The sequence below is a fragment of the Microbacterium sp. MDV22-iso44 genome (assembly GCF_058629135.1).
Map to the genome: position 1 here is coordinate 450670 of NZ_JBZVWS010000003.1, position 16202 is coordinate 466871.

Below are 16202 nucleotides of genomic sequence, written 5' to 3' on the forward strand. Positions count from 1 at the left end.
AAAGTGAGGGCATGACCCACGCGACCTCCGTCCTCGTCATCGGCGAGGCCCTGATCGACATCGTCGAGCGCGACGGCGGCGACGTCGAGTTCGTCGGCGGCAGCCCCGCCAACGTCGCCGTCGGCATCGCGCGACAGGGGGTGGCCGCGAGCCTCCTGACGCGCCTCGGGCGCGACGACCGCGGCCGCCGCATCGCCGCGCAGGTGACGGCGTCGGGCGCGGCGATCGAAGAGGCGTCGTGGACGGATGCCCCGACCTCCACCGCGAAGGCGCGACTGCGCCCTGACGGGTCGGCGGAGTACGAGTTCGACATCGTCTGGGCCCTCGATGCCGAGGCGGCTGAGGCGGCGGCAGAGGCGGCATCCGTCGTACATGCGGGGTCGATCGCGCTGTTCCTCCAGCCCGGGGGAGAGGTCGCGCTCGCGACCCTCGAGGCCGCGCGACGTGACGGCAGGATCGTGACGGTCGACCCGAACGTCCGCCCCGCGCTCGTGGGCGACGACCCGCGGCCGATCGCCGAGCGCGCGTTCGCGGCCGCGAGCCTCGTGAAGCTCAGCGACGAGGATGCCGAGGCGCTCTACCCCGGCATGCCCGCCGACCGGGTGCTGCAGACGATCGCGGCTCTCGGCCCGGGCGTCGTCGTGATGACCCGCGGCGGGGCGGGGGCCCTCGCCCTCGGTCCGTCGGGGTCGTCGAAGGTCCCTCCGATGGCGGTCGAGGTGGCCGACACGATCGGGGCCGGGGACGCGTTCATGGCGAGCCTCATCACGAGCCTCGTCGACGACCCGGACCTGCTGGCCGGAGACCCCGCAGCACTCGACCTGGCGCTCCGCCGCGCCGCCCTCACGGCGGGCATCACGGTGTCGCGCGAGGGCGCGAACCCGCCCACGCGGGCCGAGGTCGACGCGGAGCTCTGACGGCCGCGGATAGGCTGGCAGCGTGCGCCTGCGGATCGACCTCGCCTACGACGGCACCGACTTCCGGGGTTGGGCGCGCCAGCCGAACCTCCGCACCGTGCAGGGCACCCTCGAGGCCGCGATCGCGCGCATCCTCGGCGGCGATCCCCGCCTGGTCGTCGCAGGACGAACGGATGCCGGGGTGCACGCGTCGGCGCAGGTCGCCCATCTCGACCTCACCGAGGGGCAGGAGCGACGGCTGCTGTCGGGACGGCGTCCCGAGCCGGCCGCCCTGGCGGGCCGCATCAACGGCGTGCTGGGGCCGTACCCCGACGTCGCGGTCCACCGCGTCGATGTCGCGCCCGAGGGGTTCGACGCGCGGTTCTCCGCCGTCTGGCGCCGATACGCCTACCGCGTCGCCGACCGCGTCACGGGCTACGATCCGCTCGAACGGGGCCGCACGACGTGGGTCGCGGCCGAGCTCGACGTCGACGCGATGGATGCCGCGGCCCGCAGCCTCCGCGGACTCCACGACTTCGCCGCCTACTGCAAGCCGCGCGAGGAGGCCACGACGATCCGGACGCTCCTCGAGTACGGGTGGCACCGCGACGCATCAGGCATCCTGATCGCCTCGGTGAAAGCCGACGCGTTCTGCCACAGCATGGTGCGCGCGCTCGTGGGGGCCTGCGTCGCCGTCGGCGAGGGGCGGATCGAGATCGGCCGGGTCGCGGAGATCCGCGACGAACTCGAGCGCACGAACGAGGTCAAGGTGCTCGCCGCGCGCGGGCTGACCCTGACGGAGGTCGGGTATCCGTCGCACGATCTGCTCGCTGCGCGGGCCGAGCAGACGCGGGCGCGTCGAGAGCTCGGATCGCCTGACGCGTGATCGTCGCCTCTTGGGCAAAAAGGAACTCCCCTCGGGCCGTGACCCGGGGGGAGTTCCTTTTGCGTTGGTTCGCGAGAGCCTTATGCCCGACGAGCGCGGCGCACCGACGTGGCGACCGCGATGCTCGCGCCGGCGAGGACGAGCACGCCGCCGCCGACCCAGAGGCCGAGGAGAGCGTCACCGTCGAAGCCGGTGTTCTGGAGGACACCGCCACCGCCTTCGCCACCTGCACCGCTACCGGTCGCCGCGACGGAGATGGTCGTCGACGCAACGGTTCCACTCTCCTGACCGGTTCCGGTCAGTTCGTAGGAGCCGCTTGCGTTGGAGGGGAGGGTGACCTCGACCGAGGCGTTGCCTTCCGCATCGGCCGCCTTCGTGACGGACGTCGAGTCCACGACGAAGGCGACGAAGGCGAGCGAGCCGCCGGAGGCGTTCTCGCCCCGGAGGGTGAACGTCACATCCTCGTTGGCGGCGAAGTCCGTGAACGACACCGTGCCAGGAGTGCCCGGAACCAGGGCGCCGGGCGCGGAGACGACCACGGGGTCGGAAGTGTAGGCGCTCGCGACGGCCGGTGCCGCGAAGACCGCCGCGACGGCGATGGCGAGAGCCGCCGATGCCTTGCTGATCTTGTTCTTCATGGTGACTGCTTTCGGTCGTCGAGAGTTCGAGGCTCGGACGGCAAGAAAAAATCCAACCGACCGCCCCTCGTTGGTTGGACATAGCCAGTATCCAGGAACCACTCAGAATCAGCAAGGTAATCGGGTTTCGGTCTGGTAAACAGTGCCTCACTTCGTCACATCCCCCGCGGCGGTGAATCCGGCGATGCGCGCATAGACTGACGGGACCGCGGGGAGGGGTCATGATGCGGATGAGAACCATGCGTCTGGCCGCAGCCACCGCGATCGTCGGTGCCGCCGTCGCCCTGTCCGGCTGCGGACCGTCGCCCTGGGCCCTGCAGAGCCCGACCCCGTCCGCGCCCGCGCCGTCGTCCTCGGCTCCCGTCGTCGTCGCCCCGCCCGTCGAGAACGACCTCTCGAGCGGCTCGACGCAACGCGACCTCACGGCCGGCGCCGTGAAGGCAGCCGTCAACTACTGGTCCGATCTGCGGATGGACCGGTGGACGCCGAACGCCGTCAAGCCGGTCAGTCTGTCTCTCGTGACGACCATCACGCCGAACGACGGCCAGAAGGTCTACCTGCAGAAGGCGACCATGCTCGCCGTCCCCGCCAACGCCACGGAGACGTTCCCGGCGCTCGACCCGCAGACCGACGAGGCGACCGTCAAGAACGGCTACCTGGTGCTCAAGCCCTACAGCTATTCGCAGACGTTCAACGTCGGTCAGGTCCCCGAGAGTGCGACCTACGTGACCCTGCAGTTCACGTTCGACTTCCTCGTGCAGACCAAGCCGAAGTCCGACGAGTACGCCAAGCAGACGGCCACCGACACGGTGACGGTCGCGATCGCAGCACAGGCGGCATCCGGAACCGACGGCTGAGCCGGCGGATGCCGGGGCCAGCCCGGCCCCGCAACCTCAAGAACCTCAAGATCAGGTAAAGGCCGCCGCGAGGCTTCGCGAAGTCCGCTGTCCGCGGGCTGCCGCGCCCGTACGGTGAAGACGTGGCACTGGCGGCGGTGACCCGAACCCCGCCGCCGGTGCCCTCCATCCCTTCACTCGAACGAGGTTCGCGCATGCCCATCCGTCCCCACGCCCGCCGCCGGCTGGCCGTCGTCGTGCTGGCTGCTGCGGTAGCGGCCTCGCTCTCGGGCTGCGCTCAGATCGTCGAGGCGTTCAACTCCGTCTCGGGTTCCAGCGGTGATGCGGCGGCCACGCCCGCACCGAACGCGACGCCCGCGGTCGGAACGACCGACATGCCGTTCGACTCGCAGTTCAGCTACGACGGCTCGGTGCAGATGACGTACGAGGTCGCGGACGGCCTGCAGATCGTCCTCGATTTCTGGGCCGTCGATTCCAAGCGCACCCAGGAGTGGCATCCCGACAACCCGAAGACGTTCGGCTTCGCCGTCAACGTCAAGGACACCCGGGTCGATGAGAAGGCCGTCCTCAAGCAGAAGCGTCGCGTCTTCCTGTCGAACGTCACGATCAGCTCGCAGACGGCGCAGACGTCCAATCAGGTGAGCTCGCCGTTCCAGTTCAGTGCGGACCCTCGCACGCTCGTGCCGACCGACACGCTCCGCTCCGCGCGCGGCCTGCTCATCAACAGCTACCAGGGCGGTCTGCTCGTCCCCCAGACGACGATCAACCAGCTGCCGCAGGACACCTACGGGATCACGCTGCAGTTCGCGCTCGACATCTGGGTCGAGGGCACCGCCAACGACGACAAGTCGTTCGCGCAGCAGACGGTCTACCCGGTCATCCCCATTGCGATCTATCCTCGTGAGACAGGAACCGACGGATCCACGGGGGGATCGTCCGACGGAACGTCGTCGAACGACACCACTCAGGGAACCACGGGTACCGACGGTTGGACTTCGACCGGCGGCACCGGCGGTCCCACCACTCCGTGAATCCAGTTCGAGGAACCGACGTGACCAGTCCGTACATCCCCGGCCCTCAGGGCTGGCAGCCCGCGCAGCCGCCTGTCGGCGCGTGGCCCGGTCAGAACGCTCCGGAGGGGTCCCCGTGGCAGCAGCAGGCGTGGCCCGCCGCACAGGGGCAGCAGCAGCCCGCAGCGCCGCAGCAGCCCGCCGCGCAGCAGCAGCCCGCCGTCCAGCAGTGGCAGCCGGCTCAGCAGTGGCCGCAGCCGGCTGAGCAGCAGTGGCAGCAGCCTGCGGGAGCGTGGCAGGATGCCGCGGCGCAGGGCTCGTGGCAGGCTGCTCCCGAGCACGCCGGCTTCGGGGGTGCTCCGAGCGGTCCGGGCGAGATCGTCCCCGTCGACGAGTTCGCCGACGACTTCTCCTCCGTGCTCGAGAACTCCTCGGTTCACCGCTCGACGATCGGATGCATCGTCCCGGCCTACAACGAGGCCGAGTCGATCGCCGACGTCATCCGCTCCCTCCTCGAGCAGAGCCGCGTGCCCGACGTCATCCACATCGTCGTCAACAACACCTCGGACGACACCGTGAAGATCGCGTCCGAGTTCTCGGGACCGCACGAGGTCGAGACCGAGCTCGGACTGCAGTTCACCGAGGTGTTCGTCCACGACATCGGCAAGAACCCCGACAAGAAGGTCGGCGCGCTCAACTACGGCTACGCGCTCGTCGAGGGCTACGACTACCTGCTCGGTGTCGACGGCGACACGACCGCCGACCGCCGCGCCGTCGAGTACCTCGAGAACGAGGCCGTGGCCGACTCCCGCATCGGCGGGATCTCCGCGATCTACACGATCGACGACCGGCCCATCAAGGGATTCATCGCCAAGTGGCTGATCGCCGGTCAGCGCACGCAGTTCGCCGCCTTCAACATGCAGAACCTGCTGCGCGGTCGCAACATGGCCGTGCTCGGCGGACAGTTCTCGATCTTCTCGACCACCGCGCTCCGCGACATCATGAAGGAGAACCACCAGAACTCCCCGTGGGTGAAGGACTCCGAGGTCGAGGACTCGCTGCTCTCGCTGCAGATCAAGTCGGCCGGCTACCTCACGAAGATCAGCCCGTTCGCCCGGGCGGATGTCGGCGGCATGACCACGCTCAAGGGCTACGACGCCCAGCAGGTCAAGTGGACCTACGGCGCGATCGAGCTCATGTGGCCCGGCCAGCGCGGTGACACGAAGGGTCAGCCCTTCCACCCGAACCTGCGCCTGCGCTGGTTCGAGCAGTTCTCGATGCTGACGAACTTCTTCGTGCGCGTCGCGTTCATCACGCTGCTCATCGCGTCGTTGTCGATCAACGCCTTCGTCTTCTCGCCGTGGTGGTTGCTCCCGCCCCTCGTGGCCGCAGGGCTGAACTTCCGCATGGCCCGGTCGATGCAGAAGGCCAACGGACGCGACATCGCGTTCGCGGTGCTGCTGTTCCCGGCCGAGATCTTCATGTGGATCCGCATCAGCCACTTCATCCGATCGTGGACCCGCTTCCTCTCGAAGAAGAAGGTCGACAACTGGGCCCTGCAGGCGCGAGCCGAGAAGGGCGGCGTGAGCTTCGGCCACTGGACGCCGTTCATCATCTTCGGCATCGTCGCGATCGCGATCGCCGTCATCTGGAACCTGCTCGACCCGGTGACGCAGTCAGCGATCCTGTGGGTCGGCTGGCCGATCGTCGGTGTCGTCACCGTCCTGCAGACCCTCACCATGGCGATCAAGCTGTTCCAGCGTCACCAGGGCTTCAAGGTCTGACCCCTCGCCTGCGGGTGTGCGCGGATGCAATGGTTTCGCCGCGGCACGCCGGTGACTGAGGCGGGGATGCCGGGTGTCGCCCGGCATCCATTGCATCCGCGAACAGCGCGCAGGGGCTTGAGTGGAGCCGTCGCGCTCGCGGCATCCGCCCGCCCGGCGGGTGGTGACCCGGCGCGTGGCCCAGAGGCTCGCGCCGGGGTGTTCACGGATGCAAGGGATCTGCGGCGACACGCCGGGGGTGGGCCCGCGGATGCGGGGTGTCGGGCGGGATCTCTTGCATCCGCGCACGCGCCGCGCGGTGCGCCGGCGGTGAGGTGCGCGGTCTCGCGCGCGCCGGGTGTTCGAGGATGCAAGGGATCGGCGGCGACACGCCGGGGATGGGCCTGAGGATGCCGGGTGTCGTGCCGGATCTATTGCATCCGCCTACGCGCACCCACGCGCGTCCGGGTCAGGCGCTGGCGACGGTTTCGGAGGTGAGGCGGTAGCCGACCCCGCGGACGGTCTCGATGTAGCGGGGGTTGTTCGGGTTGTCGCCGAGCTTGCGGCGCAGGTTGGTCATGTGCGCCTCGATCGCGCGCTTGTCGGCCTCGCCGACGAAGTAGCTCGTGACGTAGGACTCCCCGCGCAGCACGAGGGTCAGGTCGGCCTTGCTGCGGACGCGACGCTTGGATTCCATGAGGGTCGACAGCAGGTCGAACTCGGTGCGCGTGAGGGTGAGCTCCCGGCCGGCGACGAGGACCATGCGATGCTCGGCGTGGACGGCCAGGTCGCGGTGCACGGTCCATCCCGGCCCTCCCACAGGAGGGGTGGCGGATGCCGGGGCCACCGCGGTGCCCGGGTGACCGCCCTGCGGCGGCATGCCCTGCGGCGGCATCCCCTGCTGCGGGGCGCCGTACGGGGGCGCACCGTACTGGGGGCCGTTCGTCTGCGGGACGACGACGGCGGCACCCGGCTGGGGCTGCTGCGGGTCGGTGTAGACGGGCGTCATGATGCGCTCGTCGAAGACGGGCGAGGTCGGGGCGGCGTCGAACTGCGGCTGCGCGGCGGGGCGTGCTCCGGGGAAGGAGGGGCCGGCGGCATCCTGTCGGGGAGCGGCGGCAGCCGACGAGCCGGTCGCACGGGGGCGTCGCAGCAGCGACTCGACGCGGGCGCGCAGCTCGCGAGGACGGAAGGGCTTCACGACGTACTCGTCGGCGCCGGCGCCGAGACCGAGGACGACGTCGGCCTCTTCTTCGAGGCCGGTGATCATGATGATGTAGGTGTCGCTTTGCGCACGGATGCGGCGGGCCGCCTCGAACCCGTCGATGCCGGGCATGTTCACGTCGAGCGTCGTGATGAGCGGCTGATACGACAGCACGGCGCGCACGCCGTCGATGCCGTTGCCGACCGAGACGGTCGAGAAACCGGCGGCTTCGAGCACCTCCACGATGAGGTGTCGGATGTCGGGGTCGTCCTCGACGATGACCGCTGTCTTATGCATAGACATCGAATCGCTCATCGTTCTCTGCCCCCCGTCCCGGTGTGAAAGTCGGTCCTCATGCTACACAGGGCGCGGACCCGCGTTCGGGACTCACCGCACGGCGTCGGTCAGCTCGACGCCCGCCTGCGGCCAGTACACGCCGGCGGCGGGCCCGCCGTTGCACTCGCCGTCGCTCTCGCCGGCCGGCTTGATCCAGAGGTTCGTGTCGACCACGCCGTCATGGAACGTGCCGCCCGGTTCGCCGACCCGCTGGCCCGGCGGGTTGCACCATTCGCCGTCCGACGTCGCCTCGCCGTTGCGCGAGGTGTCGACGATCGCGTGCGCGCCGCCGAGGAGGGCCGACAGCGATCCGGCGTAGGCGAATTCGTCAGCGGATGCCTGATAGTTCGACACGTTCGTCGCGAACCCGCGCACCCGGTCGATCACGCCTGTCTGGCGGATCAGGTCGGCCATCTCCTGCGGCGGAAGCCAGTTGCTGTGCCCGCCGTCGATGTAGATCCAGGTGCCCGCCGAGGTGATCTCGTCGACAGCAATGCTCAGCTGGCGGGCGCGTTCGGCAATGTTGCCGCACTCCTCCGCAAGGGCGATGCTGTCAGGTTCGAGCACAACGATCTTCTGCACCTCGGGAGCCGTGTCGAGCGCCGCGCCGATCTCCCGCAGCCACACCGGGTAGTCCTGTTCCGACAGTCCGCCGGCGGAGTGGTTGCCGCAGTCACGGCCGGGCAGGCCGTAGACCACCAGGGCGACGGAGCGACCCTGGTCGCGTGCCTGCGAGATGAGGTCGAGCACGGTGCCGCCGGCGGTGCCGATCGGGTCCTGCTCGGGGGTCAGCCAGTAGGCGGTGGGCTGCGCGGCCAGGTAGTCGGCGGCATCCTTCTCGTCACCGGCGAGGTCGCGCGCGGCCGCGGCGGCTTTCGCCTGCGACGGCGCGATGACGGTCGTCCCCAGGTGGGGAGGTTGAGCGGTGAGGGCGTGGATGCCGCGGGTCACCGCGCCTCCGATCACTCCGATGAGCACCAGAACCAAGACGAGGACCACGATGATCGCCACGGGGACGAGTACGCGGGCCGGCGGCATCCGCAGCTTCCTGGGAGCCACTCTTGAACTCTAGTCATAGGCTGAACATCGATGATCACCGTCGTCTCTTACAACCTGCGCAAGCACGCCGCCGCGGGCGAACTCACCGAGCTGGTGGGCCGCTACGACGTCGACGTGCTGTGCCTGCAGGAGGTGGACACGACCGACATGCCCGAGCGCATCGGCGGTCTCGTCCTCGCCGACGCCACGAGGTCGAATCGACTGGGCTTGGCGATCTACTACCGCGAGAACGGCTTCCGCGCGGGTGCGAGCAAGACCTTCTCGCTGAAGAAGTCGCTGCACGACATCGTCTTGAAGCCGGCGGACGAGCGGATGCTGGGGCTCAACCTGCACGACATCGATTCCGGCACCGACTTCATCGTCTCGTCGTTCCACGCGGCTCCGCTGACGGCGCTGAACTCGCTGCGCCGGCATCAGATCCGCGCGGCGCTGAAGGAGCTGTCGACGCTCGGCAAGGGCGCGCCGATCCTCATGGTCGGGGATTTCAACTACCCCGTGTTCAAGGAGAACCTGAGCCAGGTGATCCGTGAGAGCGGCTACGAGTTGAGCCTCAGCGACGCGCGCACCTACACGCGCTACAAGTTCTTCAAGGGGTACTACGACTTCGCGACCTCGAGCGGTTTCGAGATCGAGCAGGTGCGGACGCTCCCGCAGGGCGCGAGCGACCACCTTCCGATCCTCGTGACGGCGAAGCCGATGCAGCCGAAGAAGCCGAACGCGGCCTGACTCAGTCGTCGGTGCGGCTGCGGTGACGGCGGACGGCCGCCGCGATGAGCACGACGGCTCCGGCGGCGATGAGCGCGCCGGCTCCGATCCACAGGCCCATGAGCTGGTTGCCGTCGAACCCGGCGCGCACGAGCGGGTCGCTGCTGTCGCTCGTGTCGATGACGGCGCTCGAGGTGCCGCCGGCGGAGGTCGCCGAGACGGCGGCGATGTTGTAGACGCCGCGCGCATCGGAGGGCAGGGTGATGCGGATCGCGGGCAGAGCCCCCGACGCGTCGGAGGTGAATTGCGCGCTCGCCGTCGAGACGGCGGTGCGGACGAGTGCGAAGGTCGCCGCGGCGCCGTTCTCACCGGTCACGGTGACGGTGACGGTCTCGTTGGCGCCGAAGGTGGTCGAGTCGCACTCGAAGGTGATGGTGTCGCCCGCGCCGGCACCGGCGGCATCCGACGAACAGGCGTCGACCGGCGGGTAGATGGTCGACGCATTCGCGACGGCGGGCGCGCCGAAAGCCATCGTGACGATGAAGAGGACGGTCAGAAGGGCGCGGGGGGAACGGCGCATGGGGTGCTGCTTTCGGGCCGGGTACTCACCCGAGTGTAACTGAGGCGTTCCGACCTGGGGTTTCTGCCCGATGACGTTTGCGCAACTCCCGGCTCAGCGGAGGGTGAGGTCCGACCCGGCCGGCTCGCACGACGCGTCGACGATCGGCGACCGCGACGCGTCAGCCGTCGGCGTGACCCACGCCTCAGCATCTCGGATGTCGGTGTCGGCGACGAGGTCGATGCTCACCGACTCGGTCTCACCCGGCTTCAGGTCGAACGAGTACGAGAGCACCTGGCGGCCGTCGATCATGCCCCCGCCGAAGCCGGCGCCCGTCGAGGTGGTGGAGGGTCCGATCGCGAATCCCGCGGGCAGGTAGACCTCGCCGACGACGCGGGCGATGCCCTCGGGAACTCCGTAGACGCCGCTGCCGGTGATGTACTCGGGCAGCGATGTCGCCGCGTCAGCGGGAACGGTGTTGGTCAGGGTGACCTGCAGCGAGAGCGTCCGCGGAGTCGCGCCGGTGCCGCAGCCCGACCAGCTCAGCTGCACGTCGGGTGTCACGTAGTAGTCCATCTTCGAGCCCGTGCCGTCGTTGAAGTAGACGCCCATGCGCGCCGTGTCGGCGGTGCTCTGCACCGGCTCGCCCGCCAGCGTCGTGCCGGCGAGGACCGTCTCGTCCGCTTTCTTCGCGCTCCACAGGTAGAGGCGGTGCTCGGAACCCGCGCGGCCGAGCGCGGTGATGAGGGCGCCGGGGTTCACATCGCCCTTCGTGAGGGCGGTGAAGACGGCGCCGGCGGCGGCCGAGAACACCAGGTCCTGCTGGTCGGCATCCGGGTAGCGGATGTACACCTCGTTGAGGAGGAAACCCGCGGCGTTCTCACTCGTGAGCACGTCGCCCGTCGGGAGGGTCACCGGTCCCGTGGCCTTCAGCAGGTACGACAGCGCCACGGGGTCGATGGACATGACGCCGTCGGCCGTCACCCCGTTGCGTTTCGCGAATTCCGTCGCGAGCTGGGACGTCAGGCGGAAGTCGGGCACCTGCGTGATGTTCTGCAGGAAGCGGCCGGGCTTGGCGTTGTAGATCGTGCGGTAGTCGCCGAGATCGAGCACGGAGTCCGGGTAGGACGGGATGCCGCGGGCCTGGATCTGCTCGCCCAGGGCGAGCGCTCCGTCCTTCGCGACAATGGGGGTCATCGACCCGACGATCCCGCCGAGCGTCCGCCATTCGGAGTTGTTCTGCACGAGCAGCAGGTGGGTGCGCGGGCCGTCCGCGCCGAGCATCGACGGCAGCAGGGCGCTGGCGCGCGCGAGGGCGTCGGTCCCCGAGGCGACCTCTGACAGCAGCCCGCCGAGCTTGTCGACGGCATCCGCGATGGGGGTGACGAGGGGAGTGCGGTCGATCGACGCGACGTCGTCGCGAGCGGATGCCGCCACCTTCGCCGCCTTCGCTGCGGGGTCGGCGAGCGCCGAGAAGACGGACGTGTCGATGCGTCCGTCGACGGGGACGAACGCTGTCATACCGAAGCCACCGGCCACCGAGGCGATCGGACGGGCCGTGCCGTCCACGACGTCGTCCACCGCCTCAGCGACATCGGCGACGGCGGCCAGCTGCGGCCCGATCCACGGCACTCCTTCGGCTCCCTGCCAGATGGGGTCGGACGTCAGCGACCGGGCGTTCGACGTGTCTTCGGCGAGGTCGTCGAGTGCGGCTTGCGCGGCGCTCAGGTTGTCGATGTCCTTGGCGATCGCGGGCGCCTTCTGCTGCGCGGCCGAGAGGTGCCAGTAGGCGAGGTAGCCGCGCACCCCGAGCCAGCCGATCGCGAAGACGAGTAGCAGGACCGCGAGCCCGAGGACCCAGACGACGACGCGGCCGGCGGTGCGGGCGGCGGGAGGGAGGAAAGTCTCGGGCATCGGCATGATCCTACGGTGACGCCGTGACGGACAGGTGTCGGGGATCGGAGATCAGGGCGCGAACACCGCGCGCTCCCACCTGTCGCCACCCGAGACCTGCGCGTGCGCGGCGGCGTCGGCCGCCGCGGCGCAGAGCTTGTCGAGGTCGTAGTCGGCGAGCGGTGCCGCTGCGACCCCGATGCTCGCAGAGAGGCGGATGGGGACGGACGACTGGTCGGTGAGCGTGCCGATCTGCTCGAGCAGTCGGGACAGGTAGCCCCGCACGGCCGTGTCGGGGCGCGGCAGGAGGACGAGGACCTGCGTCGGCGACACGACATGGACGTCGGCCTCGGGCGGCATGACGTCGCGGATGTCGCTCACGAAGCGCGCGGAGATGCGCTGGAAGGCCCGGCCGCTCGAGGCCTCGAGGAGCTCGGTCGGGTCGTCGAGGCGCACATCGATCAGCGACCACCAACGATCGTCGGCCTTCTTCGCGCGTGAGAGGCGGTCGCGCGCGATGCTGAAGAAGTCGACCGTCTGCTGGTGCTCGGGCTTCGGTGCGCCGCGGCGCACGAGGTAGAGCAGCGTGACGAGCGCGCAGACGAAGTAGAGCAGGGCGACGAGTTCGTTGATGTCGTAGAGGTCCCTCATATCGGACTCGGTCTGGCCGATCGCGCCCCGAGCGAGCCGCATCACGCCGTCGACCGCGACGACGACGGCCAGGCCCACGAAGCCGAACGAGACGACGAGCAGAGGCAGTGCCATCTCCCTCTCGGCCTTGCGAAGCCTCAGCAGCTCCCACGCGGTCAACCCTCCCGTCACGGCCGCCATGAAGAAGGCGAGGCGGAAGAGGGGACCGTAGGCAGGGGTCTCCGCGGCGAGTCCCAAGGCGATGGTGAAGGCGCTGAACACGACGATCGTCGGGATCAGCATGATCGGCTCACGCCCGCGTCGCGCCCGCAGGCCGACCCATGTGTAGGCGGCGGCGCACAGGATCGGCCCGTGTGCCGCTCCCCGCAACGGCTCGGAACCGATCTGGTCGGCCGCGACGAGCAGGTAGCAGCTGAGCATCGCCAGCGCGAAGCCCGCCGACCAGATGGATGCCGCGCGCCCGGGGAACGGCAGGAAGCCGAGGCCGATCATCATGATCGTGCAGGTGGTGGCGATCGCGACGAGGACGATCGTCACATCGATGTGCGTCATCGCTCGTCCCCCTCTTCGCGGCCTGCGGCGGGCAGACGGACCGTGACGGTCGTCCCGTGTCCGAGTGCGCTCTCCACCGTGATGCTACCCCCGTGGCTTTCGACGATCTCGCGCGCGATGCCCATGCCGAGCCCGGTGCCCGGCACGCCGCCTTCCTGCGCGGCCTGCGCACGGAAGTACGGGGTGAACACCCGTTCGACGTCGTCGGGCGACATGCCGATGCCTTCGTCGGCGACGGTCACGGCGCCCCAGCCGTCCTCGTCGACGGCGGCCACGACGCGGAGCGTTCCGCGGTCGCTGTACTTGATCGCATTGCTGATGATGTTGTCGATGACCTGCCGCAGGCGGAACTCGTCGCCGTCGACCTCGATCGGGCCCGCCACGACGGCATCGATCGTCAGGGCGGAGGCGGATGCCGCCGGCTCGAACGCCTCGATCGATGCGGTGACCAGCTGGGCGACGTCGAAGCGGGCGCGGGGGTCGTCGGCATCCGTCGACTGCGCCAGCAGGCCTTGGATGAGGGTGAGCATGCGCTCGCTCGCGGACTCGATGACGTCGACGTGGTCGCGCTGCGCGGGGGTCAGCGGGTCGCCTTCGAGAAGAAGGTCGGCGTGCCCGAGGATCGCGGTCAGCGGGTTGCGCAGCTCGTGGGCGACGACCCGGGTGACGTGGGGGCGCTCGCGCTGCGCGTCGGCGACCGCTGTGAGGTCTTCCAGCTCGACGACGAAGGTCTCCTCTCCCAGGGAGTTGGCGCCGGCGGGGCGGATCGAGAGCCCGAGGGCGCGCCAGGTGCCGGTGCGGTCGAAGAGCCACAGCCGCTCGCCCGAGACGGTCTCGCCGCGACCGGCGCGGGCGATCGCGGTCTCGGAGGGGGCCAGGGCGCGACCGCGGTAGCCGGTGTACTCGACGGCGCCGCCGACCGGGAAGCGCAGATCCTGGGTGTCGAGGGAGTACAGCGATCGGTAGGCGGCATTCGCCGAGACGATCTCTCCCCCGGGGGCGACCCGTGCGAGGGCGACGGAGATGGAGTCGAAGACCGCGTTCACGCGCTGTTCGGCGGACTGGACGCGGTGGACCGTGGTGGACAGACGGCGGGCCTGATTGCGCGCGAGGTCGCGGAACGCGCGGGTGCGCTGGGAGCCGACCGAGATGGTGATCGCGAGGAACGCCAGCGCCAGCAGGATGATCAGCAGGTCGACGAGCACAGCAGCCGAGAAGTCCCAGTGGGACGGGTCTGTGAGGTTCATGAGCGCGACGGCGCTCAGCGAGGTGACGATCTCGACGGTGCCGTAATACGTCGCGATCCACGCGATCGGGAACACCCACAGGTAGCCGAGGCTCGGCTGGCTGAGGCTCAGGAATCCGATGGCGACGATGTCGACGAGTGGCAGCACGAAGGCGGAGTGCTTCGAGGTGCGTGCCCATGGCGTGACGAGGGTCGTGATCGAGGCGATCACGATGACGAGGATGCCGACGAGGTATCCCGGCGTCGCGAGGAGGCTGACGTCGAGGACGCCCACGGCGACGCTGATGGCCACCACACTGAACGTGAAGATCAGCTGCCACTGCCACACCGAGCGCACACGGGTGCCGATCAGTTGACTGTCGGCCCAGCGGCTTTCGATCGTCGGCATAAGGGCTCCGCCGCCAGTGTGGCACGGATTGCGCACGGGCGTCAGAAAGCGGTGTCTCCCGGAGCGAGCGCGGCACGCGCCGTCTTGACGAGGATGACGAAATCGCCGACGAGGGTCCAGTTCTCGACGTACGAGAGGTCGAGGCGCACCGATTCCTCCCACGACAGCGACGACCTGCCGCTGACCTGCCACAGGCCCGTGATGCCGGGCTTCACGAGGAAACGCCGGTGGACGTGGTCGGCGTAGAGCTCCACCTCGCGGGGGAGGGGCGGGCGCGGCCCGACGAGCGACATCGACCCGCCGATCACGTTGAACAGCTGGGGAAGCTCATCGAGGCTGAGTCGCCGCATGATGCGCCCGATGGGGGTGACCCGCGGATCGTGCTTCATCTTGAAGAGGACCGCATTGCCGGCATCCCGGTCCTGCTCCATCAGTGCGGCGAGCCGGTCTTCGGCGTCGGTCACCATCGAGCGGAACTTCAGCATCGTGAACTCGCGGCCGCCGTGGCCGACGCGCGTCTGTCGGAACAGCACGGGGCCCGGGCTCGAGAGCCGGATCGAGATGGCGAGGAAGGCGAGGAGCGGGCTGATGACGGCGACGCCGATCGAGGCGGCGCTGACGTCCATGACGCGCTTCAGGACGCGCTGGCCGCCGCTGAAGCGCGGCGTCTCGACGTGGAGCAGGGGCAGGCCGGCGACGGGCCGGCTGCTGATGCGGGGGCCGGCGATGTCGGCGATGCCGGGCGCGATGACGAGGTGCTGACGCCCCGCTTCGAGGCCCCAGGAGATCTCCTTCACCTTGTCGGCGGGCAGCTCGTCGGTGCTCGTGATGACGACGGTGTCGGCAGAGGTCGCCGCCATCGCGTCGCCGAGCGCCGAGATCGATCCGATGATCGGGATGTCGGTGCCCTCGATCGTGTCGGCGACGGCGCCGCCGGGCACGCAGGCGCCGACGACGTAGTAGCCGGCGCTCGGCGTCCGCAGCAGCTCGTTGGCGATGTCGATGACAGAGCGCCGCGACCCCACGAGGAGCACGCGGGCCGAGAACGCGCCGCTGCGCCGCTGGGCGATGAGCCACTGGCGCCAGAGCCAGCGTTCGAACAGCAGGATGAGGATGCCGAGGGGCAGGCTGATCAGCAGGAAGCCCCGGGCGACCTCGGTCTGGGTGAGGAACGCGACGATCGCGATCACGCCGAAGAGCGTGACGCTGGAACGGGCGGTGCGGGCGTACTCGGCCGAGCCGGCACCGATGACCCGGTGGTCGCGGGTGTCGGCGAGGCTGAGGGTGAGCATCCACAGGAGGATGAGGGCTGTCGAGAAGCCCCAGTACGAGACCTCTCCGGCGACGCGCCCCGCTTGGATTGCGAGGTCGGCCGCGCCGAGGCCGAACCAGGCGAGCTGCGTGCCGTAGACGACCCAGATGAGGACGAGCAGGTCGCTGACCCACAGCCGCCGGGCGTAGGTGCGGCGCCAGCGTTTGACGGGTTCGTCGTGACGCGCGCCCGAGGCCTTCTCGTCACTGTCCGTAGATTTCGATGTCACCGTGATCGCCATCGTTTC

General features: G+C 69.5%; 14 protein-coding genes. 6 read left to right on the forward strand and 8 right to left on the reverse strand.

Annotated elements, in window-relative coordinates; all coding sequences use genetic code 11:
* The first annotated feature begins 11 nt into the window (after positions 1 to 11).
* Both AC4NN1_RS12415 and truA read left to right on the forward strand, forming a co-directional pair.
* A complete protein-coding gene (locus AC4NN1_RS12415) occupies positions 12 to 917 on the forward strand; it encodes a PfkB family carbohydrate kinase (RefSeq protein WP_491955476.1) in 906 nt (301 codons plus the stop codon).
* Positions 918 to 939: 22 nt separating this feature from the next.
* On the forward strand, positions 940 to 1782 hold the full coding sequence (gene truA, locus AC4NN1_RS12420; protein ID WP_491955477.1) for a tRNA pseudouridine(38-40) synthase TruA: 843 nt from the start codon (positions 940 to 942) through the stop codon (positions 1780 to 1782).
* 80 nt (positions 1783 to 1862) lie between these two features.
* On the opposite strand, the gene AC4NN1_RS12425 is transcribed toward truA, so the two are convergent.
* Complete coding sequence (locus AC4NN1_RS12425; RefSeq protein ID WP_363454834.1) at positions 1863 to 2420, reverse strand: hypothetical protein; 558 nt, start codon at positions 2418 to 2420, stop codon at positions 1863 to 1865.
* A gap of 230 nt (positions 2421 to 2650) precedes the next feature.
* Between AC4NN1_RS12425 and AC4NN1_RS12430 the strand changes: the two genes are divergently transcribed.
* The 3 genes from AC4NN1_RS12430 (at position 2651) to AC4NN1_RS12440 (ending at position 6071) form a co-directional block, all read left to right on the forward strand.
* A complete protein-coding gene (locus AC4NN1_RS12430; RefSeq protein WP_231370975.1) occupies positions 2651 to 3277 on the forward strand; it encodes a hypothetical protein in 627 nt (208 codons plus the stop codon).
* A 194-nt stretch (positions 3278 to 3471) separates the two neighbouring features.
* On the forward strand, positions 3472 to 4308 hold the full coding sequence (locus tag AC4NN1_RS12435; RefSeq protein WP_018187320.1) for a hypothetical protein: 837 nt from the start codon (positions 3472 to 3474) through the stop codon (positions 4306 to 4308).
* A gap of 20 nt (positions 4309 to 4328) precedes the next feature.
* Entirely contained in the window at positions 4329 to 6071 is a 1743-nt protein-coding gene (locus AC4NN1_RS12440) for a glycosyltransferase family 2 protein (protein WP_491955478.1), read from the forward strand.
* Between the two features lie 448 nt (positions 6072 to 6519).
* Here the strand turns inward: AC4NN1_RS12440 and AC4NN1_RS12445 are convergent, their stop codons facing one another.
* Positions 6520 to 7551 (reverse strand): response regulator transcription factor, encoded by a 1032-nt coding sequence (locus AC4NN1_RS12445; protein ID WP_018187318.1) that lies wholly within the window; start codon positions 7549 to 7551, stop codon positions 6520 to 6522.
* Positions 7552 to 7641: 90 nt separating this feature from the next.
* Complete coding sequence (locus tag AC4NN1_RS12450; protein WP_491955479.1) at positions 7642 to 8649, reverse strand: glycoside hydrolase family 6 protein; 1008 nt, start codon at positions 8647 to 8649, stop codon at positions 7642 to 7644.
* 30 nt (positions 8650 to 8679) lie between these two features.
* On the opposite strand from AC4NN1_RS12450, the gene AC4NN1_RS12455 reads away from it, so the two are divergent.
* Positions 8680 to 9375, forward strand: coding sequence for an endonuclease/exonuclease/phosphatase family protein (locus AC4NN1_RS12455; protein ID WP_491955480.1), 696 nt, complete (start codon positions 8680 to 8682; stop codon positions 9373 to 9375).
* A gap of 1 nt (position 9376) precedes the next feature.
* Here the strand turns inward: AC4NN1_RS12455 and AC4NN1_RS12460 are convergent, their stop codons facing one another.
* From AC4NN1_RS12460 to AC4NN1_RS12480, 5 genes are all read right to left on the reverse strand, one after another.
* Positions 9377 to 9934, reverse strand: a complete 558-nt coding sequence (locus AC4NN1_RS12460) for a cell wall protein (RefSeq protein ID WP_491955481.1) — start codon at positions 9932 to 9934, stop codon at positions 9377 to 9379.
* 93 nt (positions 9935 to 10027) lie between these two features.
* Positions 10028 to 11827: a DUF4012 domain-containing protein gene (locus AC4NN1_RS12465; RefSeq protein WP_491955482.1), complete on the reverse strand. Its 1800-nt coding sequence runs from the start codon at positions 11825 to 11827 to the stop codon at positions 10028 to 10030.
* A 51-nt stretch (positions 11828 to 11878) separates the two neighbouring features.
* Positions 11879 to 13009: a hypothetical protein gene (locus AC4NN1_RS12470; RefSeq protein WP_491955483.1), complete on the reverse strand. Its 1131-nt coding sequence runs from the start codon at positions 13007 to 13009 to the stop codon at positions 11879 to 11881.
* The gene (locus AC4NN1_RS12475; protein WP_491955484.1) at positions 13006 to 14643 is read right to left on the reverse strand and encodes a sensor histidine kinase; all 1638 of its coding nucleotides are present in this window, start codon (positions 14641 to 14643) and stop codon (positions 13006 to 13008) included. Before AC4NN1_RS12475 ends, AC4NN1_RS12470 begins: the two co-directional genes overlap by 4 nt.
* A gap of 41 nt (positions 14644 to 14684) precedes the next feature.
* The gene (locus tag AC4NN1_RS12480; RefSeq protein ID WP_491955485.1) at positions 14685 to 16196 is read right to left on the reverse strand and encodes a sugar transferase; all 1512 of its coding nucleotides are present in this window, start codon (positions 16194 to 16196) and stop codon (positions 14685 to 14687) included.
* Between the last annotated feature and the right edge of the window lie 6 nt (positions 16197 to 16202).